Genomic DNA, 23,275 nt, shown 5'->3' with positions numbered 1-23,275 from the left:
CGCCCTGCCCGCATAATGGCCGGTCCTACTCCCTGCCCACGAGGCTCTCCCGCATGGCCCGGATCATCGCCATTGCCAACCAGAAAGGCGGCGTCGGCAAGACCACGACTGCGGTCAATCTGGCGGCCGGCCTGGCGCGCGCGCCCAAGCGTGTGCTGCTGGTGGATCTGGACTCGCAGGGCAACGCCACCATGGGGAGCGGCATCGACAAGCGCGATGTGGCCGCCTCGACCTGCGACCTGTTGCTGGGCGAAAACACCGCCGCCGAAATCCGGGTCACCGCACCGGAAGGCTTCGACCTGCTGCCGGGCAACATCGACCTGACCGCTGCCGAGATCCAGCTGATGGATCAGGACGAGCGCGAGCAGCGGCTCAAGCGCGCCCTGGCGCCGATCCGCGATGAGTACGACTTCATCCTGATCGACTGCCCGCCGGCGTTGTCGCTGCTGACGCTCAATGCCCTGACCGCGGCCGACTCGATCATCGTGCCGATGCAGTGCGAGTATTACGCGCTGGAAGGACTGACCGCGCTGCTGGAAACCATTGAGGCGTTGCGCGCAAACCTCAATCCGGCGCTGGAAATCGAAGGCGTGCTGCGCACGATGTTCGACATCCGCAACAACCTGGCCAACGCGGTGTCGGCCGAGCTGACCGAGCATTTCGGCGACAAGGTGTTCCGTACCATCGTGCCGCGCAACGTGCGCCTGGCCGAGGCGCCCAGCCATGGCCAGAGCATCGTCGGTTACGACCGCACCTCGCGCGGTGGCGTGGCCTACCTGGGGCTGGCCGGCGAAATCGTGCGCCGCCAGAACGACCGCAACAAGGCCTACCGGCCCGTGGAGACCGTCTGATGAACAAGCCGATCCCCGCAAAGAAGCGCGGTCTGGGCCGTGGCCTGGAAGCGCTGCTAGGGCCGAAGGGCGCGGCCGCCGCAGCGGCGCCCAGCGCAAACAGCGAGGAAGCATTGCAGCCGGGCGACAGCCTGCGCCAGTTGCCGGTTACCCAGTTGCAGCCGGGCAAGTACCAGCCGCGCAAGGAGATGGACGAGGTCAAGCTGGCCGAGCTGGCGGAGTCGATCAAGGCGCAGGGGGTGATCCAGCCGATCGTGGCGCGCGAGCTGGCGCCGGGGCAGTTCGAGATCGTGGCCGGCGAGCGTCGCTGGCGCGCCTCGCAGCTGGCCGGGCTGAGCGAGGTTCCGGTGGTGGTGCGCGAGCTGGACGACCGCACCGTCATCGCGATGGCGCTGATCGAGAACATCCAGCGCGAAGACCTCAACCCGCTGGAAGAAGCGCAGGCGCTGCAGCGCCTGATCGACGAATTTTCGCTGACCCACGCCGAGGCCGCCGGTGCGGTGGGCCGCTCGCGTGCGTCGGTGTCCAACCTGCTGCGGCTGCTGGAATTGCCGGTGGCGATCCGCGTGCTGCTGGAAACCCGCCGTCTGGAAATGGGCCATGCGCGTGCGCTGCTCACCCTGGCGCCGGAGCTGGCCAGCAAGCTGGCGCAGGAAGCGGCCGACCAGGGCTGGTCGGTACGCGAGGTCGAACACCGTGCGCAGCAGTTCGCCGCCGGCAAGGTGCCCGGCGCATTGCGCAAGGGCAAGCCGGCCGCCGCCGCGCCGCAGGCCGATATCGCCTCGCTGGAAACCGAACTGTCCGAATCGCTGGGCACCAAGGTGGTGTTCAACCACGGCCGCGGCGGCAAGGGCAAGCTGGTGATCCACTACACCGACCTGGACACGCTGGACGGCGTGCTCGAACGCCTGCGCCTGCAGCGCAGCTGAGCCTGTGTGCACGCACCAGGAGCATCCCCGGCAATGAATCCCGCCAAGGTCGATCGCAAGCACCTGCTGCGTCTGACCGACCTGCCGAACGTGGGGCCGGCCTGCGAAAAGGATCTGCAGCGGATCGGCATCCGGGTTGCCGCGCAGTTGCGCGGTCGCGATGCCTACGACATGTATGCGCAGCTGTGCCTGCGCACCGGCGTGCTGCACGACCCCTGCGTGATCGACGTGTTCCTGTCGATCACGCGCTTCATGCAAGGCGAGGCGCCGCGGCCATGGTGGGCGTTCAGCGCCGAACGCAAGGCAACGCTGGCCAGCGAAGCACCGCTCAGTCTGGGGTGAGTGCGCGCACGTGATCAGGCGCTGCCATCAACCGGAGCAACCCATGAGCAGTGAAGACGACCAGATCAGCCCGGGCGGCAGCACGCTGCTGCTGCATGCGCAGGAAAAGCAATTCGAGCCGGCACACGGCGGTGACTGCATCGAGCAGATCAGCGCACATATCGAGCAGCATCTGGGGCCGATCTTGGCAGTTCCGCACAAAATCGTCTCCGACGCCATACCTCTGGACGTGGCGAAAGGGATTGGGGGACATCATGGCGTTTGATCGCGTCGACGTCGCCAAAAGCGCTTCGGACTGTTCTGAGCGCCGCCTGCCTGCTCGCCGGCTTCCGATATCTCCAGGACCACTGCAATGACCATTCTCGTCACCGGCGCCGCCGGTTTCATCGGGGCCTACACCTGCCGCGCGCTGGCTGCGCGCGGTGAGTCGGTGGTGGGCCTGGACAACTACAACAGCTATTACGACCCGCAGCTCAAGCGCGACCGGGTGGCGGCGCTGTGCCCGGGTATCGATATCCGCACACTGGATCTGACCGACCGCGACGGCCTGGCTGCGCTGTTCGACGAGATCCGGCCCACGCGCGTGGTGCACCTGGCCGCGCAGGCCGGGGTGCGTTACTCGCTGGAAAATCCGTCCGCCTACGTCGACAGCAACCTGGTCGGCTTCGTCAACATGCTCGAACTGTGCCGGCACCGCGGCGTGCAGCATCTGGTGTATGCGTCGAGCAGTTCGGTATACGGCGATTCGGCCACCCCGCCGTTTTCCGAGGACCAGCGCGTGGACCAGCCGCGCTCGCTGTATGCGGCGACCAAGGCCGCCAACGAATTGATGGGCTATACCTATGCGCAGCTGTACGGCCTGCGCGCGACCGGGCTACGGTTTTTCACCGTGTACGGGCCGTGGGGCCGGCCAGACATGGCGCCGCTGATCTTCAGCCGCGCGGTGCTGGCGGGGCGGCCGATCGAGGTCTTCAACCACGGCAGGATGCAGCGCGATTTCACCTTCGTCGACGACATCGTGGCCGGCGTGCTGGGCGCGCTGGACACGCCCGGCAGCGAGCCGGTGCCGCACCGGGTGTTCAACCTGGGCAACCACACCCCGGTGGAGCTGGAGTACTTCATCGACGTGATCGCCCAGGCGGCCGGGCGCCCGGCCGAGAAGGTCTACCGGCCGATGCAGCCGGGCGACATGGTCCGCACCATGGCCGATACGCAGCGCGCGCGCGCCGCCTTTGGCTTCGAGCCGGCCACCCCGGTCGAGCGCGGCCTGCCGCAGGTGGTGGACTGGTGCCGCAGTTATTTTGGCGATCGCGCCTAGGGCACACGTTCGCTTCATGCCTGACTCAGACAGTCAGGGCACAATGCGCGATCTTTTCGCTCCGCCTTCATCTGGCCACCACGAATCCATGAGCCACCCTCAGCTTTCCGTTGTCGTCCCGGTGTTCAATGAGCGCGATAACGTCGCCGCGCTGGTCGGCGAAATCGTCGCCGCCTTGCGCGGGCTGGTGGCGTTCGAGATCGTCTATGTCGACGACCACTCCCGCGACGACACCCTGGCGGTGCTGCAAGGCCTGAAGAGCACCACGCCGGAACTGCGCGTGCTGCACCACGTGACCCAGAGCGGCCAGAGCACGGCGGTACGCAACGGCGTCAAGGCCGCCCGCGCGAGCTGGATCGCCACGCTCGATGGCGACGGCCAGAACGATCCGGCCGACATTCCCAAACTGCTGACCGCACGCGCCAGCGCCGAGGCGCAGGTGAAGCTGTTCGCCGGCTGGCGGGTCAATCGCCAGGATTCGGGGTCCAAGCGCTGGGCCAGCAAGTGGGCCAATGCGATCCGTGCGCGCATGCTGCACGACAACACCCCCGATACCGGCTGCGGCATCAAGCTGTTCGAGCGCGAGGCGTTTCTGGATCTGCCCTACTTCGATCATATGCATCGCTATCTGCCGGCGTTGATGCAGCGCGCCGGCTGGCGCACGGTGAGCGTGCCGGTGCATCACCGTCATCGCACCGCCGGCGTGTCCAAGTACAACAACCTCAATCGCGCGCTGGTCGGCATCCGCGACCTGCGCGGCGTGGCGTGGTTGATCACCCGCAGCAAGCGCACCGTGGTGCAGGAGCGCTGATGGAACTGCATTGGCTGGACCAACCGCTGACCTGGCTGTACTGGACCGGCCTGCATGTCACCGGCTGGAAGCTGATCGGCTATGTGGGCGCACTGATGTTCGGGGGCCGCTGGCTGGTGCAGTTTGTCGCCTCCAAGCGCGCCGGCAAGCCGGTGATCCCGCGCATGTTCTGGTACATGAGCGTGGTCGGCAGCCTGATGACGCTGAGCTACTTCGTGTTCTCGGCCAAGCAGGATTCGGTGGGCGTACTGCAAAACCTGTTTCCGGCGTTTACCGCGTTCTACAGCCTGTATCTGGATGTGAAGCATCGCGGCTGGAAGCGGGATCGGGCGGTGCATTGAGCGGCGATTGGGGAGTCGGGATTGGGGAGTCGCAAGTGCGGCACTCCTGCTCCACGTTTCCGGGCTTTGAGGCGATGCTGGCTGCGTAGCTGAGCTGATGGAGCAGGCTGCACGGCTCTGTTTTGCGGTGGATAACGCCAGGCGCCCGATAGCTGGGGGACGATGCGTTTTTCCGTACGTCGCGATGCGATGGTCACCGACCCGGGATGAGGCGCGTGGGCGATGCCGCGGCTGTTTGCTCGTCGGCATGCTGTGCCTATGTCCAGCGCGCTCCTCCATCGTCCGTTGTCCGAGTCGGCGCCGATTGCGGTGCATTGGCACCTGCGGCTATACACGCATCAGCAGGTACCCCTGTTTGCCGACTGGCGTTGCGCGCGGGCAGCCGCGGCCAGCCTCGCAGCGGCCGGTCATTGGCAGGGTGCGCAGTTGCTGTGCTGGGTGCTGCTGCCGGACAGTTGGTGTGCGCTGTTGCAGGCACCGGGAAAGGCCGCGCTGCTGCAACTGGCTGCCGTTGCGCGACAGGCGGCGGCCGAGGCGATCAATCGCGCGCGCGGCCGTGGCGGGACGGTGTGGCAGCCGCAGATGCAGGCGTCGGCGCTGGGGCTGGATGACGACCATCGACAGTTCGCGCGCTCGCTGGTGGCGTTGCCACTACGTGCAGGGCTGGCCGCGCAGATCGGTGGATATCCTTACTGGGATGCGGTCTGGCTGTTGCACGACAACGCTGCAAACGGCGCCGCGATTCCTGTGCCGGATGATCGCGCACGCATGCCGGGTCTGGAGGGCAGGTGACGTGATCACTGGCGTCTGGCCGGCGCGAGCCAGACGTACAGATGCGCGTTGTCGCCTGTCAGCTTTGCGGGATATCTGTCCAAGCGGCGTCTGTTCGGGCGACGTCTGACGTCGGTCAGGGCTGCGCGTTGCGGTGATCGTCTCTCTGCCAGCGTCGAACACGGTGTGGGCGGCAACTACGGCGCCACGATCTGCTCTGCCGCCCTGCCGGCAGAGCAGTCGACCGGTGCGCAGCGGTCGATCAAAACTCCAGCGGATGGTCCGGCAGCAGGGCCTGCAACTGGCTGCGGAACAACCCGCGAATCCGCTGCAATGCGGCTTCGGTGTCGGCCTCGAAGCGCAGCACCAGAATCGGCGTGGTGTTGGAGGCACGCACCAGACCCCAACCGTCGGCGAAGTCCGCGCGCAGCCCGTCGATCGTCGACAGCCGGGCCGATTCGAACGGCGATTCCTCGCCAGCCTGCGCACGTTCGACAAAGCGCGCGACCAGTGCATGCGCATCGCCGTCTACCGGCACCTTGATTTCCGGCGTGGACACGCTTTCGGGCAAGGCGTCCAACACCTCGGACGGGGTCTGCTCGCGCTGGGCCAGGATTTCCAGCAGGCGTGCGGCCGCATAGATACCATCATCGAAACCGTACCAGCGCTCCTTGAAGAAGAAGTGCCCGCTCATCTCGCCAGCCAGTTCGGCGTCGGTCTCGCGCATCTTGGCCTTGATCAGCGAATGCCCGGTCTTCCACATCAACGGGCTGCCGCCATTGCGCAGCACGTAGTCGGACAGTTTGCCGGTGCACTTGACGTCGTAGATCACCAACGCGCCGGGATTGCGCTGCAGCACATCGGCGGCGAACAGCATCAGCAAACGGTCCGGGAACACCATCGCGCCTTGCTTGGTGACCACGCCCAGACGATCGGCATCGCCATCGAAGGCCACGCCGATATCGGCATCGAAGCGCTGCACCATCTTCACCAGATCGTCGAGGTTGTGCGGCTCGCTCGGGTCGGGATGATGATTGGGGAAGGTGCCGTCGATCTCGCAGTACAACGGAATGACCTCGGCGCCGATGGCTTCCAACAGGCGCGGCGCGATATCGCCGGCCACGCCGTTGCCGGCATCCACCACCACCTTGATCGGGCGGTCCAGCTGCACGTCGTCGGCGATGCGCTGGATGTAGGCATCGCTGATGTCGCGCTGTTCCACATCGCCAGGCGCTGCCGCGGTGTGCAGGCGGCCTTCGTTGATGCGCTGGTGCAGTTCGGCGATCGCCGCCCCCGACAGGGTCTCGCCACCGATCACGATCTTGAAGCCGTTGTAGTCGGGCGGATTGTGGCTGCCGGTGACCGCCACGCAGCTGCCGGCGCGCAGTTCGTAGGCCCCGAAGTACACCACCGGGGTGGGCGCCAGGCCGATATCGATCACCTGGCAGCCGGCGCGGCGCAGGCCGTCGATCAGGCCGTTGGCAAGTTCCGGGCCCGACAGCCGTCCATCGCGGCCGACCACCACCTCGCGCAGGCCCTGCGCCTGCATCATGCTGCCGATGGCCTGGCCGATCAACGCGGCGACGCCGGGGTTGAGGTCCTTGCCGACCACGCCACGGATGTCGTAGGCGCGGAACATCTCGGTGGCGACCTGCACGGCCGGCACCAGCGCCGACGGCGCGGCCGGCGCATCTGCGTCCAGCGCGCGCGCTTGACTGGCGACACTGGCGTCGTGCTGCAGGCTCTGGCTGAAGGTCGGTTCGTCGGCGATCGACTCGCCGGCCACGCGGCGGCGCGGCAGGGCGACGCGGCCACGGCTGGCCAGTACCAACAGCACCGCGATGACGAGCAGCAGCGCGGCCACGATGGCGCAGCCAACGGCGCCCAGACCCAACGGGCCGTCATCGCGTTGCGGCACCGCGGCGGCCACACGCAGGCCGCTGTCACTCAATGGCCTGGCCAGGGTTTCGGCAGCATCGGCCAGCACCGCATCGCCTTGCTGGGCGACGTTGTAGCTGCCCTGGCGCAAGGCCAGGTACGCGCTGCCGGGCACTGCGATCGCATCCAGCGGGCCGGTCAGGCGCAACAGCGGCAGGCGCGCATACGCCACCGCTGGCTGCGCGCCCAGTCGTACTGCTGCCGCCACACCGAGACGGACCTGCTTGGCATCGCGCACCACGTGCACCTGCGCACGCTCGGCCAACAGTGCCGACTCGAGCAGGCTCAGCCGCGCGTAACCGAAGTCCCCGGGATTGTCGTACGCGGCGGTGAGATCGCCGGACAAGACCTGCACGTCCTCGGCGCCCTTGAAGCGCTCGCGGATGATCGAGGCGGCGGCCAGCGCGTCGCCATTGGCCAGCGCGGCGATGACCTGCGGCTGCTTGAGCATGGCATCGAGCTGGCTGGCCTGTTGGGTCATGGCCTGGCTGACGTCCTGCACGGCGCGGTCGCGCGCCCGTTCCAGGTCCTGCGCAACCGCATCCTGGCGCCATTGCGCGTAGCTGCTCCAGCCGAACCAGGCAGCCAGCAGCAATAACGCCGCCCCCAACACCGGACCACTCGTACGCACGCTGGACATCGACTGCCTGCGCTCGTTCGCCTTGCTCATGTGACGTCCCCCGTCAGCGCACGCCGGTGTGGCCGAATCCACCCGCTCCCCGCGCGCTGTCGACGAAAGTATCCACCACTTGCAAGCCCACGCGCACGATCGGCAGGATCACCAGCTGTGCGATGCGGTCGCCCGGCTCGATGGTGAAGGCCTCACGGCCGCGATTCCAGGTGCTGATCAGCAGCGGCCCCTGGTAATCGGCATCGATGAGCCCGGTGCCATTGCCGAGCACGATGCCGTGGCGATGGCCCAGGCCCGAGCGCGGCAGGATCACTGCGCACAGCTGCGGGTCGGCCAGATGGATCGCGATGCCGCTGGGAATCAGCGCCGCATCGCCGGGCTCCAGCGTCATTGGCGCTTCCAGCGCGGCGCGCAGGTCCATGCCTGCGCTGGCGTCGGTGGCGTAGGCCGGCAGCGGCCACAGGTCGCCGAAGCGCGGGTCGAGCAGCTTCACCTGCAGGGACTGGGTCGGGGTGCTCATGCCTGTAATCTCTCCGCGATCAGGGCCAACAGCTGGTCGGCCAATTCGGTCTTGCTGCTGCTGGGGAAGACGCGCTCGCCGCCCTGCCAATAGGCGGTGGCGGCGTTGTTGTCGCTTTCGAAGCCGCCGCCTTCGATCCCCACCTGGTTGGCGATGATCAGGTCCAGCCGTTTGGCGGCCAGCTTGCCACGCGCGTAATGCTCCACGTCGTGCGTTTCGGCGGCAAAACCGACCACCAGCTTCAGCGCGCCGGTCTGCGCGGCGACCTCGGCCAGGATGTCCGGCGTGCGCACCAGTTCGAGGGTCAGCGTCTCGCCGGTCTTCTTGATCTTCTGCGCGACCACCCGCTTGGGGGTGTAGTCGGCCACTGCAGCGGCACCGATGTAGATGTCGGCCGGGAACGCGTCCAGCACCGCATCGCGCATCTGCGCAGCCGAGCGCACGTCGATCCGCCGGACGCCGGCCGGAGTGGTCTGGTGCACCGGGCCGCTGACCAGCACCACGTCGGCACCCTGGCTGGCGGCGGCAGCGGCCAGGGCATAGCCCATCTTGCCGCTGCTACGGTTGCCCACGTAGCGCACCGGGTCCAGGTCCTCGAAGGTGGGGCCTGCACTGATCACGATGCGCAGGCCGTCCAGTTGCGCGCTGCTGGGCACGAACGCAGGGGCAGCAGCACTCTTGGAGGCGAGCAGCGTGGCATTGACAGCACCGGCACCGCCGACCAGGGCGGCGATGATCGCCGCCGGCTCGGCCAGCCGACCGGGGCCGGACTCGCCTTCGGCCAGCGGGCCGTCATCGGGACCGACCACGCGCACGCCGCGTGCCGACAGGCTCGCCATATTCGCCTGCGTGGCCGGGTGCAGCCACATGCGGTGGTTCATTGCCGGGGCCACGGTCAGCGGCGCAGTGGTGGCCAGGCACAGCGTGCTGACCAGGTCGTCGGCCAGACCATGCGCCAGACGCGCCAACAGGTCGGCCGTGGCCGGGGCGACGATCACCTGATCGGCCCAGCGCGCCAGTTCGATATGTCCCATCGCCTGCTCGGCGGCACTGTCCCACAACGTGGTGCGGGTGGGCTGCCCGGACAGCGCCTGGAAGCTGAGCGGGGTAACGAATTGTTGCGCGCCGCCGGTCATGGCGACCTGCACCTGCGCACCGGCGTCGCGCAGGCGACGGACCAGTTCGAGCGATTTGTAAGCGGCAATGCCTCCGCCGACGCACAGCAGCAAGCGCTGTCCGTCCAGGGGGCGGGCCTGAGTGGAGCCGATCACGTCGGAGTCGTCCTACGGTTACAAGGACAACTAGATTAGCCGATGCCCCCGTCCGGTCTGATAGGCGTGAGCGATGAGCACCGGCAATCTCGCCATATGCACATTCACGACTGGCCCACCCACGAACGCCCGCGCGAGAAACTTCTGGCGCGCGGGGCCCCTGCCCTGTCCGATGCCGAGCTGTTGGCGATCTTTGTCGGCTCCGGCCTGCGCGGCCAGGACGCCGTCCAGACCGGGCGCGACCTGCTGCTTCGCCACGGCCCGCTGCGCGTGCTGCTGGATCGCACGGCACCCGCCCTGGCGCGCCTGCCCGGCCTGGGTCCGGCCTCGGCCTGCAAGCTCAGTGCGGCGCTGGAGCTGTCGCACCGCCACCTGCTGAGCGCACTGGAACGCGGCGACGCGCTCAGCGACCCGCCCAGCGTCGGCCGTTACTTTTCGCAACGGCTGCGTGCCCGCTCCTACGAAGTGTTCGCTGCGCTGTACCTGGATACCCGCCATCACGCCATCGCCTTCGAGGAACTGTTCACCGGCACCATCGACGGGGCTGACATCCATCCACGCGAAGTGGTGCGGCGGGCGCTACTGCACAATGCCGCGGCGGTGATCGTCGGGCACAACCATCCGTCTGGCAATCGGGAACCGTCCGAGGCCGACCACGCGGTCACCCGTCGTCTGCTGGATGCCTTGGAGCTGGTGGATATCCGCCTGCTGGACCACTTCGTGATCGGCGACGGGCGTCCGGTCTCGCTGGCCGAGCGCGGCTGGCTGGGATGACAAGGTGGTGACCTGAACCATCGGCCCGACCGCGGGGCGCGCGGTCGGGTAAAATCGGTGGTTTCGTTCCAAGCAGATCCCACGTGAAAGCCCAACTCCGCGCATTGATCGGCCAAGGCATTGAAGCCTTGCGCGCCAACGGCACCCTGCCTGCCGACACCCTGCCGCCGGATTTCGTGGTCGAGCGACCCAAGACGCGCGAGCACGGCGACTTTGCCACCAATGCCGCGATGCTGCTGGCCAAGCCGGCGCGCAGCAATCCGCGCGCGCTGGCCCAGGCGCTGGTCGCCGCATTGCCAGCCAGCGACGACGTGGCCAAGGTGGAGATCGCTGGCCCCGGCTTCATCAACTTCCATCTCGCCCCCACCGCCTACCAACGCGAAGTGGCGCATGTGCTCAAGCAGGGCCACGACTACGGTCGCGGGCTGGCCGGCAATGGCCGCTCGGTGGGCGTGGAATACGTCTCGGCCAACCCGACCGGCCCGCTGCACGTCGGTCACGGCCGCGCAGCGGCGATCGGCGACAGCCTGGCGCGCGTGCTCGATGCTAACGGCTGGAACGTCAAGCGCGAGTTCTACTACAACGATGCCGGCGTGCAGATCGAGAACCTGGCCTTGTCGGTGCAGGCGCGCGCGCAAGGGCTCATCCCCGACAGCGACGGCTGGCCGGAGAATGGCTACCGCGGCGACTACATCGCCGATGTGGCCAACGCCTACCTGGCCGGCGACACCGTCGACCTGGAAGGCCATCTGGTCACCGGAGGCAAGGACCCTGCCGATTTCGACGCGATCCGTCGCTTTGCCGTGGCCTATCTGCGCAACGAGCAGAACCACGACCTGGCCGCGTTCCGCGTCGATTTCGATATCTATTTCCTCGAAAGCTCGCTGTACAAGGACGGCAAGGTCGAAGAGGCGGTGCAGAAGCTGATCGCCTCCGGCCATACCTACGAGGAAGGCGGCGCGTTGTGGTTGAAGTCCACCGACTTCGGCGACGACAAGGACCGGGTGATGCGCAAGTCCGACGGCACCTACACCTACTTCGTGCCGGACGTGGCCTATCACCTGACCAAGTGGCAGCGCGGCTACGAGCGCGCGATCACCGAACTGGGGGCCGATCACCACGGCTCGCTGACGCGCGTGCGCGCCGGCCTGCAGGCGCTGGAACTGGGCATCCCGCAAGGCTGGCCGGAGTACGTGCTGCACCAGATGGTCACGGTGATGCGCGGCGGCGAGGAAGTGAAACTGTCCAAGCGTGCCGGCAGCTACGTCACCCTGCGCGATCTGATCGAAGAAACCAGCGCCGATGCGGTGCGCTGGTTCCTGATCGCGCGCAAGCCCGACTCGCAGCTCACCTTCGACATCGACTTGGCGCGTCAGCAGAGCAACGACAACCCGGTGTTCTACGTGCAGTACGCGCATGCCCGCGTCTGCAGCGTGCTGCGGCAGGCGCAGGAGAAGGGCTACAAGTACGAGCAGGCGCATGGACTGGCCGAGCTGGCGCGCCTGGACGACGAGCACTCGCTCAACGTCATGGTCGAGCTGTCGCGCTATGCGGAGGTGGTGGAAATCGCCGGGCAGACGCTGGAGCCGTACCAGATCGCGCAATACCTGCGTGAATTGGCGCACGCCTTCCACACGTGGTATCACAACACCAAACTGCTGGTGGACGATGCCGCAGAGCGCGACGCCAAGCTCACCCTCGCCGTCGCCACGCAGCAGGTGCTCGCCAACGGCCTGGAACTGCTTGGCGTCAGCGCCCCAGAAAAGATGTAAGCCGGGCCGCATGGCCCGCAACGACGTGATTCGGAGAAGTGGTAGATGGCAGCACGACGCGGTAAGAGTCAGGCGCGACGCAATACCAGCAATGGCACCCCCGGTTGGGTGTGGTTGGTGGCGGGCGCTGCGATTGCGGCAGTGATCTTTCTGGCCGCGCCCAACCTGTTCAAGAAGGACGGCGACGGCTTCCTGCGCGTAGGCCCGCGCGCCAACCCCGACGCGCAGCCCGAACCGGTGGCCGATGCCGACGTGGATACGCCGGCCGAGCTCCCCAAGCCCAGCGCGCAACCGCCCAAACCGCAAGCCAAGCCCGGCGATGCGCAAACCCAGTACGACTTCTATACCTTGCTGCCGGGCAAGGAAGTGCAGATGTCCGATGCCGAACTGGCGGCCAGTGCGCGCGCCGAAGAAGCCGCACGTGCGCGCGCAGCGCTGGAAGGCAAGCCGGTCGCGCCTGCGCCGGGTGCGAGCGTGGCGGCAGCCACGCCGGCGGCCAGCGTGCCGGTTCCGTTGAACGAAACTGCAGCCAGCGCGCCGAAGCCGTTGGCGGAGGCCGCCCCAACGCGTCCGGCCACCACGCCGGCTCCGGCCAGCACTGCGGCGCTCACCACGCCAGCTGCAACGGCTGCGCCGAAGCCGACTGCGGCAGCAGCAGCTGCCACGCCGGCATCCCCCGCCGCAGTGACGGACAACACCCGCTACATCCTGCAGGCCGGCTCGTTCGGCGCCTCCGGGGATGCCGAATCGACCAAGGCCAAGCTGGCGATGATGGGCCTGGCCGCACGCGTCGAATCGGCCGACATCAGCGGCAAAACCGTTTACCGCGTGCGCATGGGGCCGTACGGCAGCGCCGGCGAACTGGCCGAAGCCAAGCAGAAACTGACCGGTAGCGGCTTGCCCGCCATTGCGATCAAGGCGCAGTAGCCGCAGTGCTGCAGCGCGCCGCCGGCCTGTGGTTGTGGTGGGGACTGATCGGCGCGGCGCACGCCACCGAGCAGATCCCCGACCGCATCCGGATCGACGGGCAGGACGCGGCACTGCTGGCCGAGCCATTGGCGCCGGTGCTGGACGACCAGGCCACCTGGCAACGTTTCGTGACGCGTGCGCGGCAGGCGCTGGGCAGTTGCAGTGCAAACTGGCGTGGCTATCGGGCCGATTGGCGCGTGGAGCAGGCGCAGGTATTGCTGGATCGCGTCGTCATCGGCGCCTGCGACACCGCGCCGCCGGCATTGCCCCTCGATGTGCTGTTTCCCGGACGGACCGCCCCGGTGGCCGCGGATTGGATCGATGGCGAGCTGGTGATCGCCCTGCCAACCGCCGCGAGCACCGGCGACACCGCACCCGGCGCCGCAGAAGCACCGTATTTGCTCCTGCAGGTGCGACACGGCCGCGTAGTGACGCGCGAGCCGCTCAGTGAGGCAGGGTTGCGCGCGCTTCGCGCCCAGGCCAACACACCTGGTCCTGCCACCACACCCTGACCCCTTCGCCTCATCCCCTTGTTCGCAGGAGTTATCCCCATGTCCAAGACTGTTCTGATCACCGGTGCCACTTCCGGATTCGGCAGCGCTGCCGTGCGCCGTTTTGCCGCCGCCGGCTGGAAAGTCATCGCCACCGGTCGCCGCGCCGAGCGCCTGGATGCCTTGGCTGCCGAACTGCCCGCCGGTCAGGTGCATACCGCCGCCTTCGACATGCGCGATGCGCAGGCCTTGTCGGCGGCGATCGACGCGCTGCCGGCCGACTTCGCCGACATCGATGTGCTGGTCAACAACGCCGGCCTGGCGCTGGGCACCGCCCCGGCGCAGCAGGCCGACCTGGCGCAGTGGCGGCAGATGATCGACACCAACGTGACCGCACTGGTGACGCTGACGCACCGGCTGCTGCCCACCCTGATCGAGCGCCGCGGCGCCATCCTCAACATCAGCTCGGTCGCGGCCACCTACCCGTATACCGGCGGCAACGTCTACGGCGGCACCAAGGCGTTCGTACGCCAGTTCTCGCTGGGGCTGCGCTCGGACCTGCATGGCACCGGCGTGCGCGTCACCTCGATCGAGCCGGGCATGGCCGAGACCGAGTTCACCCTGGTGCGCACCGGTGGCAACCAGCAGGCCTCGGACACGCTCTACGGCGGCGCCGAGCCGATGACCGCCGAAGACATCGCCGAGCAGATCTTCCACGTCGCCACGCTGCCGCCACACCTCAACATCAACCGGCTGGAGCTGATGCCGGTGAGCCAGTCGTTCGCCGGCTTCCAGGTCGCTCGCCGGCCCGCCTGACACGCCGACCGTTGCCGGCCGCTGACGCGCGCCGGCAGGTGGGGCTGCAGTGGAAGTCGCGGCCCCGGTGTCGCCAGGCAAAGCCCTGGTCCTGCGCAAGCCCTCGGGGCTGAGCCCGGGGGCAGGTGCCCGGGCCGGCATCGCCGCTTCCACCCGCGCCGGCGCTCGGCAACGCCCACGTCGCCGCTAACCGGCGGCCCGGTCCAGGGGCACGCGTCGCGGCCCCGGGGCCGCACGCAGCAGCCGCCCGCGCAGGCGCAGGCACGGCCGCTCCACGGCGTAGTGCAGCAATGCCCCGGCCAGCAGGGTCGCCAGCGCATAGGCGCAGAACGCCAGCAGCGGATGGCCCTGAAGCGCGTCCCCGGCGGTGCGCTCGACCAGGCGGAACACCGCCTTGTGCACCAGGTACAGGCTGTACGAGGCGGCCGCGATCCAGCCCACGCCGGGCAGCGCGCGGCGGCCGATCACGCTGGACCTGCCGGCCGCGGCGAACACCAGCAGCGCCAGGGCCGCCGACAGCACGGGCCAACCCAGCACGTTGCCGCTCAGCCCGGTGCGTTCGCGGAACAGCCACAGCGCAACGGCCAGCAGCGTAAGCCCCGCCAGCACGCAGGCGTCGGCATGCCGCTGCAGGCGCGCCCAGTGCAGGGGCCGGTGGACCTTGAAGGCGGCGAGCATGATGCCGGCCAGCAGGCCGTCGAGCCGGTTCCAGGTCGGGTAGTAGATGTCCTCGACGAACCAGTTGCGTTCCATCGCCCCGCGCGCCTGCGCCGCCGCATCGTGGATCCAGACGCTGCAGCGCAGCAGCATGCCGGCGGCCACGAGCGCCAGGCACAGCCGCACGAAGCCGCGCGCGCTCAGGCGTCCGGCGCAGGCGACCGCCAGCAGCGGGAACACCAGGTAGAAGTGCTCCTCCACGCACAGCGACCAGATCTGCGAGAACGCCGGATTGCGGTAGTCCGCGGTGACGTTGAACAGGAAGAACACGAACTTCCACCACAGCTCCATCCGCGGCACCTCGCGGATCGCCGGCCACCACAGGTACAGCGCCAGCATGACCCAGAACGCCGGCAGGATGCGCAACGCGCGCCGCAGGTAGAAGTCGCCGAAGCGCAGGCGTTCGCCGCGCGCCAGCGGTGTCAGTACCTGGGTACCGATCAGGAAGCCGCTCAGCACGAAGAACAGGTCCACGCCCATCCAGCCGTAGCGCGACATCCAGGTCCAGCCCGGGGCCAGGTCGCCGATGAGATAGGTATGGAACAGCATCACCCAGACGATGGCGATGCTGCGCAGCAGGTCGAGACCGGGAAGGCGTTGTGGGGGGGACACGATCAGCAGGGTCGCGAGGGGGCACCAGCGATCTTACCCGCAGATCTGGCGCAACGCCGCGGGCCGGAGCTGCTGCATCCAGGCCGCGACGGGCCAGGGCCCGCCACAGCGGACGAGGGCGGCGGTGCCCTTCAAATCGGCTGCCCCCCCTTCGAAGGGGGACGGCGAACCCGGCGTCAGGCCGTCTGCACCAAGCGCGCCTTCGCGCACAGCGGACAGCTCGCGAGAAAATCTGCGGTCGCCTCGCGCATCGCCTCGAACGATCGCCCATGCAGGTACAGCGCGGTCTCCGACGGACCCTGCCAGCAGCTCATCACCCTGCCCTGGCCTTCGACCAGCCAATCCAGTTCCGCGTAGACGTGGTTCACGTCGCACTCGGCGTACACCGCATCCGGAAGGTCGGTGTCGTTGAGATAGGCTGCCATCGCCTCGGACGCCCCGAACGCCAGCAGCGCGCGGCCGTCGTCGAACACCGGCCGCGAACCCCGGTCGCGGCCCGGCGGTCGAGCACCCCGGTCAGGGCCTCGATTGAGGCCGGGTCGCCGGACGCCAGCGCGACCCCGATATCGCCGCGCCCGACCTCGCCGATCGGACTGACCTCGGTGCCCCCCCCCCAGGATCTCGCCCAGGCCATGCCCAGCCATGATCCCGGCCAGCGGATCCTCGAAGAGCTCGCCGTGGTGCAACGGTTGCAGGCGGGTGTTGAGTTCGACCGTGAGCCGCAAGGGCCCGGCAGCCGCGGGCGAGGCAGAAGACGAGGTCGTCTTGGCGTGGACGCGGGGCCTCAGCCCAACGGTTCGTCGGACAGGTAGGTGTAACCGGTCAACCCTGCTTCCAGTGCGTCGCTCAATTCCCGTGCGCGCTCGGGCGATAGCTGCGCGGCGGCGATGCGCTCGGCATAGGTCGCACGTAGCGTGTCCAGCTGATAGCCCACGTAGTCCAGCATCACATCGGTGGTATCGCCGCGGCGCTGCTGCGCGATGCGGTAGCCGTCGCCGTCCACGGCCACTTCCACCGCATCGGTATCGCCGAACAGGTTATGGATATCGCCCAGGATTTCCTGGTAGGCACCGACCAGGAAGAAGCCGATGCGATAGCTCTGCCCCGGATTCAACGCATGCAGCGGCATCGAGCTGTCCAGGCTTTCGTTCTCGACGTAGGTCTTGACCATGCCGTCGGAATCGCAGGTCATGTCGGCGATGATGCCGCGCCGCTGCGGCGCTTCGTTCAAGCGCTCGATCGGCACGATCGGGAACACCTGATCGATCGCCCACACATCCGGAATCGACTCGAACACGCTGAAGTTGACGAAATACTTGTCCACCAGCCGCTCGTTGAGCTCGTCCAGCACCGGGCGATGGCTCTTTTCGTCGAAGCTCAGGCGTGCACGTACGCCGTGCGCGATCGCATAGAACAGGTCGTCGATACGCGCGCGGTGGGTCAGGTCGATCTGGCCCAATGCGTAGGCACTCAGGCCTTCGGCATGGAAGTGCTGCGCCTCCTGAAACAGTTCTACTGCAGGGCGCACATCGAGCTCGTCATGGATCTCGCGCAGGTGGCGGATCGCTGCCGGCTCGTCATCGTGCGTGTCCGGTACGCGGCCTTCCGGCGCCTGCTCCACTTCGGACACGTTGGCGATCAACACCGCGTGGTGGGCGGTCATCGCGCGGCCGCATTCGGTGACGATGCGCGGCGGAGCCAGGCCGTGCTCTTCACAGGCGCTGGCCAGGGGCTGCACGATGTTGCTGGCGTAGGAATGCAGGCCGTAGTTGATCGAGCAATAGCTGCGCGAGCGCGTGCCTTCGTAATCGATGCCCAGACCGCCGCCGACATCCACGTGGCTGATCCGCGCGCCCAGCCGCGACAGCTCCACGAAGTAGCGCGTGGCCTCGCGCATGCCGTTGGCGATGTCGCGCACATTGGAGATCTGCGAACCCATATGGAAGTGCAGCAGGTTCAGGCTGTCGGCGTACTCGGTATCGCGCAGCGTCTTCCACAGGTCCAGCACCTGGCGCGGCGACAGCCCGAACTTGGCCTTGTCGCCACCGCTGTTCTGCCACTTGCCCGCGCCAAGCGAAGCCAGGCGCATGCGCACGCCCAGACCCGGCTTGACGTCCAGTGCGCGGGCCTCTTCCAGCACCAGCTTCAGCTCGGAGGGTTTTTCGATGACGATGAAGGTCTGCAGGCCGAGCTTGCGGCCGATCAGCGCCAGGCGGATGTATTCGCGGTCCTTGTAGCCGTTGCAGACGATCAGCCCACCCGGGCGCGACAGCGCCAGCACCGCCATCAGCTCCGGCTTGCTGCCCGCTTCCAGGCCGAAGCCCTCGCCATGGTGCGACGCCAGGGTGCCGGCCACGCCCCGATGCTGGTTGACCTTGATCGGGTACACGGCCGTGTAGCCGCCGGCGTAATCCCATTCGGACTGCGCCTGCGCGAACGCCGCCTGCAACTTGCCCAGGCGCTGGCCCAGGATGTCCGGGAAACGCACCAGCAGCGGCAGCTTGGCGCCGGCCGCGCGCGCGGCGTCCACCACCTCGGGCAACGACACCGACGGACCGTCGCTGGTCGGCGTGACCACCACATGTCCGGCGTCGTTCACATCGAAATACCCGTCGGCCCAATGCGGGATCGAATAGGTCTTGCGGGCTTGGTCGAGGGACCAATCGCTCATTTCGCTGACTCGGCTGGGACAAAAAGGGCGTGAAGTGTAACGCCTGGCACGCGCAGGGTCCGTTACAATCCGCGCCGACTTCACGCCCCTCTCCCGGTTGGAGCGGGGTTGGCGAGGGTTCGGCATGGCCGTCGGCAGCTTGCTTGCACGCGGCTGCGTCCGGCCCTCATCCGGCGCCAAGCGCCACCTTCTCCCGCGTAGGAGAAGGAACAGCCCCCATCTTTTAGGACTTTGCATGAGCGCCAACGACAACTGGTACATCGAACACTTCCAGCCCACCGGCTCGGCGATCGGCTTCCGCATCAGCGGCAAGCTGGACGAGGTGCAGTCCCCGTTCCAGAAGATCGAGATCTACCAGACCACCGACTGGGGCAAGCTGATGCTGATCGACGGCGCGGTGATGCTGACCAGCCGCGACAATTTCTTCTACCACGAGATGATCAGCCACCCGGCGCTGTTCACCCACGCCGCGCCCAAGCGCGTGGTGATCATCGGCGGCGGCGACTGCGGCACCCTGCGCGAGGTGCTCAAGCACCCGGGCGTGGACAGCGCCACCCAGTGCGACATCGACGAGCAGGTCACCCGCATGTCGGAGAAGTACTTCCCCGAGCTGTGCGATTCCAACCACGATGCGCGTGCCGAGTTGCTGTTCGACGACGGCGTGGCCTACATGGCCAACTGCCCGGCCGTTAGCGTGGATATTGTGATCGTCGACTCCACCGACCCGGTCGGCCCGGCCGAAGGGCTGTTCAACAAGGCCTTCTACGAAAGCTGCTTCAAGGCATTGAAGGACGACGGCATCCTGGTGCAGCAGTCCGAGTCGCCGCTGGCGCTGCTGGAGCTGATCAAGGAAATGCGCACCGAAATGGGCAAGGCCGGTTTCCAGTCGTTCAAGACCCTGCCGTTCCCGCAGCCGTGCTACCCCACCGGCTGGTGGAGCGTGACCATGGCCAGCAAGCAGGCCAACGCCGAGTTCGCCTTCCGCCAGGACGCCGCGCAGGCCAAGGGCTTCGAGACGCTCTACTACACCGCCCACCTGCACACCGGCGTGCTGGTCGCGCCGCCGTTCGTGGCCAAGGCGCTGGGCGAGTAAGACTGCCAGCGGCACAAGGTGAACGGTCGCCAGATGGACATGACAGGCGCGGAGCAGCCGCCATGTCCATGCGGCAAGCGGCTCCGCGCAGCGACTGCGCCCGCCCGACGACGATCACGTGACGGTCTTAACTGCCGTAGCCTGGCACCCCACGACCGGCGTAGCGGTCTGCGCGCATGCTGCGGCAAGCGCAGAGCACCGCAGACCGCCGCTTGAAGCGACTTCCCGATCCACTGCGTGCACCGCTTGGCACGGCCGGTGCTCGGAATCGGCATGCACGACGCCGTACGCTCCGGTTCTAGGCGCACCGTCCGCACGGCTTACGACTGCTCGCTACGTCTTGTCAGGCATTCTTGGGCCGCAATCCCCGCCAGCTGACGGCTACCTGCTGAATCTGTCAGCAGCCTTACAGCCGTGCCAACACCTCGGCTTTTTTGGCGTCGAATTCTTCCTGCGTGACCAAACCCGCATCCAATAGCTGCTTGAGCTTGCTCAGCACCTGCATCGGATCATCGGTGACGGCCACCGCGATCGGCGGAGCCGAAGGCACCGCACCCTGCGCTGCAGGAGCGTGCACCACCACACCGCCGGCCGACGCGCGCAACTTGTCGAATTCCAGCTGCTGGCGTTTTTCGTAGGCGGATTCTTCCACCTGCTGCGCATAGGCATACACGCGCCGCGCCTGCTTTTTTGGAAGGCTATCGATGGATGCGTACGCGCCCTGCGTGGTGCGGCACATGATGGTGGCCCCGAGCATCTGTTCGCTCATGTGCACATCGAGCACCTCGCGCCAGGGGAAATCGCGAAACGTCATGCCGAACAGTTTCGGGTAGACCACAATGAACCTGCGGTTGGTCAGCACCACCGCGTCAGGTGACAGGTTCATCACCATCTTCTTCTGCACGGCGATGTACTCGACCTGCTCGTCGCGAGTCAGCAACTCGGTGACCTTGGGCAGGATCCTGCCCACTGCCGTTGGGTCCTGCTCGTCCGTCAAAAACTGCGCCAATGCGTCCATCTGCCCTCGCCAACGGCTGAGTCAATGCGTTGACCGTGACACTACAACAACCCGCATGGATGCCCGTGCAACGCCAATGACCGTATGCGGCGCGGCTACAAGGTGCGGCCTCAAACAGAATTGCCGTCTGCCAAGTCGCTGTTGAACTACATCTGACGCAGAAGGGCGGACGCTGCCGCCCGCCGTTCCTGGATCGTTCGCTTACATTAGAAGCGGACTTCGAGTGCCGCGTTCAGTACTTCGGCACGATTGATGGTGGTGTCTTCGGCGTAGTCATAGTAATCGTTGGCGTAAATGTAGTTGGTGTACATCGCGCTTACACTCGCGTGCTTGCCGATATCGACGCCCAGGCCGAGGCTCGCGTAGCCACCGTAGATTTCATCACTCATTTCTGCGACCTCCGCATACCATGAGCCAATACGCACCACAGCAAACAGTGGAGTGTCACCAAAGTTGAAGCGGGCCGTACCGCCGATGCCGCCAAACTTCACTGCTGGAATAAAGACATCGTCGGTCGAGTCTCCGCGGTCCAGGCGCCCAACCGATCCCTCGAGCCCGATCAACGTCACCGAGCCGGCACGCCAGCGATAGCCGGCACTGAGGCCAAGCATGTCCTGCTTGTAGCCACTGAACACCTCGCCCCTACCACGCTGCACGCTGATAAACGCGCCGCTGTCGATACGCGATTGCTCGGTCCGCGCAGTGCCCGTTGCTGGTACTGGCGCTGCTGCGTACGCCGGCGCAGGCGGCGCATCTACCGCAGGCGTCTGCGCCGTGACGGTGGCAAATCCGCCGGTCTGGTCGACCACACCTGCACTTCCGCTTCCACCGACGGCGGTCGGCGCGCCGCCGGCTTGCGACGGACGCGACTGCGGCGCTGCCGGCGCAGGGGCCTCCTGCGTACCGGCCTGCGGCTGCTTTTGCTGCTGCCGGTAGCTGTCCCAGCCGCGCGACAGCGATTGCGCTGAAGCCTGTGCCGTGACGCCAAGCGCCGTGCAGGCCAATAGCAGTGTTGCAGTCCTTTTCATCGTATTCCCCATGAGTGGTCCCCCATCGTTCCCGCATCCGTGCGCGCGCGGGCGAACCCGACGGCGTCTGGAAGTGGCGCAGTTGCTGTCATCTCTCCGGGGGCGTCCCCGCATCACTGCAATGCCCAAGGCACCGGCCGCGGCACACCGGCGTGGATGTGCGCGACGCGCGCGTGATGCAGCCCCCTGACCGCAGCGCGCACAGTGTCTGGAGTCTCATTGCCTGTCAAGAAGCGGCGACACGCATGTCCAACCGCACTCTGCCGGGGTGAGCTTCGACATGTTCCGCCACTACCGATCCGCCGCGAGCCGATCGCCAGCTCCCATTGCGATCGAGCGAGATCGCACCGCGGCCGTGGTGCCGCGTGTGGCCGTCCAGTGCATCGGCAGAGCGCTCCCGCATGCCGTCCGATCCGGTGATTTTGCAAAACCCGAGTGCTTCAACCGCTTGAATAGCAAGGCTGTTCCATGTCCGGAACATTTCATTTGTTAAACAAATATAATTTCAATACTCGCAAGTTCTAAAATCCGCCGGACCGATCCCTCGCGATCATCGTGAACCCTGCCAGACGCGTGATCGCTCCGCGCCGCCAAGGTCCGGAGACTTGTCATGCATTACCAGCCGCTGGACACCTCCAGCCTGCAAATCGTCACGCCCGTGCTGCTCAAGCAGGGCACCCGGTTGCTCGAGCCCAACGTCTATCGCGCGCATCTGGATGGGCAACTGGCGGTGGTCAAGGACTACAGCCGCTACCGCCGTACGCTGCTGGCGCCGATCGCGCGGCTGATGGTGCGGCACGAGGCCAAGATGCTGGCCCGGCTGCACGGCTGGCGGCATGCGCCGGCCCTGCTCGGCACGCTGGGCGGGCTGGCGCTGGGCATGGAGTTCATTCCGGGCGACACCCTCAGCGCCAGCGCGGTGGTCGGCCAGGAGGTGTTCCAGCAGCTGCAGCAGGCGCTGCGCCGCCTGCACGCCGTCGGCATCACCCACAACGATCTGCACGGCACCAATGTGGTGATCAGTGCCGGCGTGCCGGTATTGATCGACTTCACCTCGGCCTGGCGCTTCCCGCGCTGGTTGCGGCGCGGCCTGCTGGCGCGTCAACTGCAGCGCAGCGACGTGGCCAATTTCCAGAAGATGCGCCAGCGTCTGGCCGGGATCGCGCCGACCGCCGACGAGGCCGCACGCAGCGCCGAGCCGCGCTGGGTACGCACCATCCGCGGCAGCTGGAAGCGGCTGTATCGGCACCTGAAGCGCGATGCGCAGCCAACCAGTGCCGACTGAAACCCGCTGACCGGCAGGCCGCGGCCACCCGCCGCCAAGGCAGCGCGCGCCGGGCGCGATGCCTGGCCGGTGACGTGCAACCGCGCCCTGCATCCAGCACCCGCACCTGCGCAACAACGCATATCGATCCGCATGCCGCATGCTGGTCCGGCGTTGTGGGCCACACCCGCCGGGCTGCAAGCCTGGCCATCCCGATGCCACGCCAACGGTGCGCCAATCTTCCTGGCGAGCAATCGCCAGGTGGTGCGCAACGGCGCGGGGAAACCACAGTGGACAGGGGTACGCGCCGATGCCGTGCACCGGCGG

Annotated in this window: 23 protein-coding genes and 1 other RNA gene; 16 read left to right on the top strand and 8 right to left on the bottom strand. The window is 67.2% G+C overall.

The genetic code is table 11. The features are described 5' to 3' along the window. The first annotated feature begins 53 nt into the window (after positions 1-53). The 8 genes from FHT08_RS18450 to FHT08_RS18415 all read left to right on the top strand — a co-directional run bounded on the left by FHT08_RS18450 (position 54) and on the right by FHT08_RS18415 (position 5,384). Positions 54-851 (top strand): AAA family ATPase, encoded by a 798-nt coding sequence (locus tag FHT08_RS18450; protein ID WP_104537753.1) that lies wholly within the window; start codon positions 54-56, stop codon positions 849-851. Continuing rightward, positions 851-1,780 carry a ParB/RepB/Spo0J family partition protein gene (locus FHT08_RS18445; protein WP_104537752.1) on the top strand — a complete coding sequence of 310 codons (930 nt, stop codon included), beginning with the start codon at positions 851-853 and terminating at the stop codon, positions 1,778-1,780. Before FHT08_RS18450 ends, FHT08_RS18445 begins: the two co-directional genes overlap by 1 nt. Before the next feature lie 33 nt (positions 1,781-1,813). After that, positions 1,814-2,122, top strand: coding sequence for a helix-hairpin-helix domain-containing protein (locus FHT08_RS18440; RefSeq protein ID WP_104537751.1), 309 nt, complete (start codon positions 1,814-1,816; stop codon positions 2,120-2,122). A 43-nt stretch (positions 2,123-2,165) separates the two neighbouring features. Next, a complete protein-coding gene (locus FHT08_RS18435; protein WP_181141277.1) occupies positions 2,166-2,387 on the top strand; it encodes a hypothetical protein in 222 nt (73 codons plus the stop codon). A gap of 87 nt (positions 2,388-2,474) precedes the next feature. Next, positions 2,475-3,440: an SDR family NAD(P)-dependent oxidoreductase gene (locus FHT08_RS18430; protein ID WP_104605774.1), complete on the top strand. Its 966-nt coding sequence runs from the start codon at positions 2,475-2,477 to the stop codon at positions 3,438-3,440. Positions 3,441-3,528: 88 nt separating this feature from the next. Then, positions 3,529-4,251, top strand: coding sequence for a glycosyltransferase family 2 protein (locus tag FHT08_RS18425; protein WP_047127516.1), 723 nt, complete (start codon positions 3,529-3,531; stop codon positions 4,249-4,251). Then, complete coding sequence (locus tag FHT08_RS18420; protein ID WP_039816706.1) at positions 4,251-4,592, top strand: lipid-A-disaccharide synthase N-terminal domain-containing protein; 342 nt, start codon at positions 4,251-4,253, stop codon at positions 4,590-4,592. The genes FHT08_RS18425 and FHT08_RS18420 overlap by 1 nt, the downstream gene beginning before the upstream one ends. A 258-nt stretch (positions 4,593-4,850) precedes the next feature. Continuing rightward, a complete protein-coding gene (locus FHT08_RS18415; protein ID WP_104537749.1) occupies positions 4,851-5,384 on the top strand; it encodes a hypothetical protein in 534 nt (177 codons plus the stop codon). A gap of 241 nt (positions 5,385-5,625) precedes the next feature. Here FHT08_RS18415 and FHT08_RS18410 read toward each other — a convergent pair whose 3' ends face one another. Genes FHT08_RS18410 through coaBC form a run of 3 tightly spaced genes read right to left on the bottom strand, consistent with a single transcriptional unit; the run spans position 5,626 to position 9,723 of the window. Beyond that, positions 5,626-7,971, bottom strand: coding sequence for a phosphomannomutase/phosphoglucomutase (locus tag FHT08_RS18410; RefSeq protein ID WP_166776230.1), 2,346 nt, complete (start codon positions 7,969-7,971; stop codon positions 5,626-5,628). A gap of 13 nt (positions 7,972-7,984) precedes the next feature. Continuing rightward, a complete protein-coding gene (gene dut / locus FHT08_RS18405) occupies positions 7,985-8,452 on the bottom strand; it encodes a dUTP diphosphatase (RefSeq protein WP_016901966.1) in 468 nt (155 codons plus the stop codon). After that, positions 8,449-9,723 carry a bifunctional phosphopantothenoylcysteine decarboxylase/phosphopantothenate--cysteine ligase CoaBC gene (gene coaBC, locus FHT08_RS18400; protein WP_104645508.1) on the bottom strand — a complete coding sequence of 425 codons (1,275 nt, stop codon included), beginning with the start codon at positions 9,721-9,723 and terminating at the stop codon, positions 8,449-8,451. The genes dut and coaBC overlap by 4 nt, the downstream gene beginning before the upstream one ends. 96 nt (positions 9,724-9,819) lie before the next feature. On the opposite strand from coaBC, the gene radC reads away from it, so the two are divergent. The 5 genes from radC to FHT08_RS18375 all read left to right on the top strand — a co-directional run bounded on the left by radC (position 9,820) and on the right by FHT08_RS18375 (position 14,545). Then, a complete protein-coding gene (gene radC, locus FHT08_RS18395; protein ID WP_104537746.1) occupies positions 9,820-10,497 on the top strand; it encodes a DNA repair protein RadC in 678 nt (225 codons plus the stop codon). Between the two features lie 83 nt (positions 10,498-10,580). Continuing rightward, the gene (gene argS, locus FHT08_RS18390; protein ID WP_166776228.1) at positions 10,581-12,269 is read left to right on the top strand and encodes an arginine--tRNA ligase; all 1,689 of its coding nucleotides are present in this window, start codon (positions 10,581-10,583) and stop codon (positions 12,267-12,269) included. Positions 12,270-12,314: 45 nt separating this feature from the next. Further along, positions 12,315-13,196, top strand: a complete 882-nt coding sequence (locus FHT08_RS18385; protein ID WP_166776226.1) for an SPOR domain-containing protein — start codon at positions 12,315-12,317, stop codon at positions 13,194-13,196. Positions 13,197-13,201: 5 nt separating this feature from the next. After that, positions 13,202-13,750 carry a hypothetical protein gene (locus FHT08_RS18380; protein WP_166776224.1) on the top strand — a complete coding sequence of 183 codons (549 nt, stop codon included), beginning with the start codon at positions 13,202-13,204 and terminating at the stop codon, positions 13,748-13,750. 39 nt (positions 13,751-13,789) lie between these two features. Then, the gene (locus FHT08_RS18375; protein ID WP_104605785.1) at positions 13,790-14,545 is read left to right on the top strand and encodes an SDR family NAD(P)-dependent oxidoreductase; all 756 of its coding nucleotides are present in this window, start codon (positions 13,790-13,792) and stop codon (positions 14,543-14,545) included. A 186-nt stretch (positions 14,546-14,731) separates the two neighbouring features. On the opposite strand, the gene FHT08_RS18370 is transcribed toward FHT08_RS18375, so the two are convergent. The 3 genes from FHT08_RS18370 to speA form a co-directional block, all read right to left on the bottom strand. Continuing rightward, on the bottom strand, positions 14,732-15,874 hold the full coding sequence (locus tag FHT08_RS18370) for an acyltransferase (RefSeq protein WP_343204164.1): 1,143 nt from the start codon (positions 15,872-15,874) through the stop codon (positions 14,732-14,734). A gap of 176 nt (positions 15,875-16,050) precedes the next feature. After that, a complete protein-coding gene (locus tag FHT08_RS20100; protein ID WP_243849086.1) occupies positions 16,051-16,347 on the bottom strand; it encodes a hypothetical protein in 297 nt (98 codons plus the stop codon). Positions 16,348-16,658: 311 nt separating this feature from the next. Continuing rightward, positions 16,659-18,545: an arginine decarboxylase gene (speA, locus tag FHT08_RS18360; protein ID WP_166776222.1), complete on the bottom strand. Its 1,887-nt coding sequence runs from the start codon at positions 18,543-18,545 to the stop codon at positions 16,659-16,661. A gap of 235 nt (positions 18,546-18,780) precedes the next feature. Here speA and speE point away from each other — a divergent pair, with 235 nt between their 5' ends. Together speE and FHT08_RS18350 are read left to right on the top strand one after the other, a co-directional pair. Further along, positions 18,781-19,638, top strand: a complete 858-nt coding sequence (speE, locus tag FHT08_RS18355) for a polyamine aminopropyltransferase (protein ID WP_166776220.1) — start codon at positions 18,781-18,783, stop codon at positions 19,636-19,638. Between the two features lie 273 nt (positions 19,639-19,911). Beyond that, a non-coding RNA gene (locus tag FHT08_RS18350) (sX9 sRNA) lies at positions 19,912-19,987 on the top strand. A 57-nt stretch (positions 19,988-20,044) separates the two neighbouring features. Here FHT08_RS18350 and FHT08_RS18345 read toward each other — a convergent pair. Together FHT08_RS18345 and FHT08_RS18340 are read right to left on the bottom strand one after the other, a co-directional pair. Continuing rightward, a complete protein-coding gene (locus FHT08_RS18345; protein ID WP_104537737.1) occupies positions 20,045-20,656 on the bottom strand; it encodes a PH domain-containing protein in 612 nt (203 codons plus the stop codon). 206 nt (positions 20,657-20,862) lie between these two features. Continuing rightward, a complete protein-coding gene (locus FHT08_RS18340; RefSeq protein ID WP_166776218.1) occupies positions 20,863-21,684 on the bottom strand; it encodes a hypothetical protein in 822 nt (273 codons plus the stop codon). Positions 21,685-22,294: 610 nt separating this feature from the next. Between FHT08_RS18340 and FHT08_RS18335 the strand changes: the two genes are divergently transcribed. Further along, positions 22,295-22,969 (top strand): RIO1 family regulatory kinase/ATPase, encoded by a 675-nt coding sequence (locus tag FHT08_RS18335; RefSeq protein ID WP_166776216.1) that lies wholly within the window; start codon positions 22,295-22,297, stop codon positions 22,967-22,969. Positions 22,970-23,275: the final 306 nt, after the last annotated feature.

Origin of the sequence: Xanthomonas sp. CFBP 8151, from assembly GCF_011761885.1 — a bacterium.
GTDB classification, from domain to species: domain Bacteria; phylum Pseudomonadota; class Gammaproteobacteria; order Xanthomonadales; family Xanthomonadaceae; genus Xanthomonas; species Xanthomonas arboricola_B.
Note: the sequence above shows the minus strand (reverse complement) of the source record. Positions and strands in the feature narration are given on the sequence as shown.

What these genes read in the sequence shown, in the direction of transcription:
- FHT08_RS18385 (WP_166776226.1), top strand. Translation starts at nt 12,315, where the DNA reads ATGGCAGCACGACGCGGTAAGAGTCAGGCGCGACGCAATACCAGCAAT.
- FHT08_RS18425 (WP_047127516.1), top strand. Translation starts at nt 3,529, where the DNA reads ATGAGCCACCCTCAGCTTTCCGTTGTCGTCCCGGTGTTCAATGAGCGC.
- FHT08_RS18335 (WP_166776216.1), top strand. Translation starts at nt 22,295, where the DNA reads ATGCATTACCAGCCGCTGGACACCTCCAGCCTGCAAATCGTCACGCCC.
- FHT08_RS18410 (WP_166776230.1), bottom strand. Translation starts at nt 7,971, where the DNA reads ATGAGCAAGGCGAACGAGCGCAGGCAGTCGATGTCCAGCGTGCGTACG.
- FHT08_RS18440 (WP_104537751.1), top strand. Translation starts at nt 1,814, where the DNA reads ATGAATCCCGCCAAGGTCGATCGCAAGCACCTGCTGCGTCTGACCGAC.
- FHT08_RS18450 (WP_104537753.1), top strand. Translation starts at nt 54, where the DNA reads ATGGCCCGGATCATCGCCATTGCCAACCAGAAAGGCGGCGTCGGCAAG.
- speE (WP_166776220.1), top strand. Translation starts at nt 18,781, where the DNA reads ATGAGCGCCAACGACAACTGGTACATCGAACACTTCCAGCCCACCGGC.
- FHT08_RS18340 (WP_166776218.1), bottom strand. Translation starts at nt 21,684, where the DNA reads ATGAAAAGGACTGCAACACTGCTATTGGCCTGCACGGCGCTTGGCGTC.
- FHT08_RS18375 (WP_104605785.1), top strand. Translation starts at nt 13,790, where the DNA reads ATGTCCAAGACTGTTCTGATCACCGGTGCCACTTCCGGATTCGGCAGC.
- FHT08_RS18415 (WP_104537749.1), top strand. Translation starts at nt 4,851, where the DNA reads ATGTCCAGCGCGCTCCTCCATCGTCCGTTGTCCGAGTCGGCGCCGATT.
- radC (WP_104537746.1), top strand. Translation starts at nt 9,820, where the DNA reads ATGCACATTCACGACTGGCCCACCCACGAACGCCCGCGCGAGAAACTT.
- speA (WP_166776222.1), bottom strand. Translation starts at nt 18,545, where the DNA reads ATGAGCGATTGGTCCCTCGACCAAGCCCGCAAGACCTATTCGATCCCG.
- FHT08_RS18435 (WP_181141277.1), top strand. Translation starts at nt 2,166, where the DNA reads ATGAGCAGTGAAGACGACCAGATCAGCCCGGGCGGCAGCACGCTGCTG.
- FHT08_RS18445 (WP_104537752.1), top strand. Translation starts at nt 851, where the DNA reads ATGAACAAGCCGATCCCCGCAAAGAAGCGCGGTCTGGGCCGTGGCCTG.
- FHT08_RS18420 (WP_039816706.1), top strand. Translation starts at nt 4,251, where the DNA reads ATGGAACTGCATTGGCTGGACCAACCGCTGACCTGGCTGTACTGGACC.
- dut (WP_016901966.1), bottom strand. Translation starts at nt 8,452, where the DNA reads ATGAGCACCCCGACCCAGTCCCTGCAGGTGAAGCTGCTCGACCCGCGC.
- FHT08_RS18345 (WP_104537737.1), bottom strand. Translation starts at nt 20,656, where the DNA reads ATGGACGCATTGGCGCAGTTTTTGACGGACGAGCAGGACCCAACGGCA.
- FHT08_RS18430 (WP_104605774.1), top strand. Translation starts at nt 2,475, where the DNA reads ATGACCATTCTCGTCACCGGCGCCGCCGGTTTCATCGGGGCCTACACC.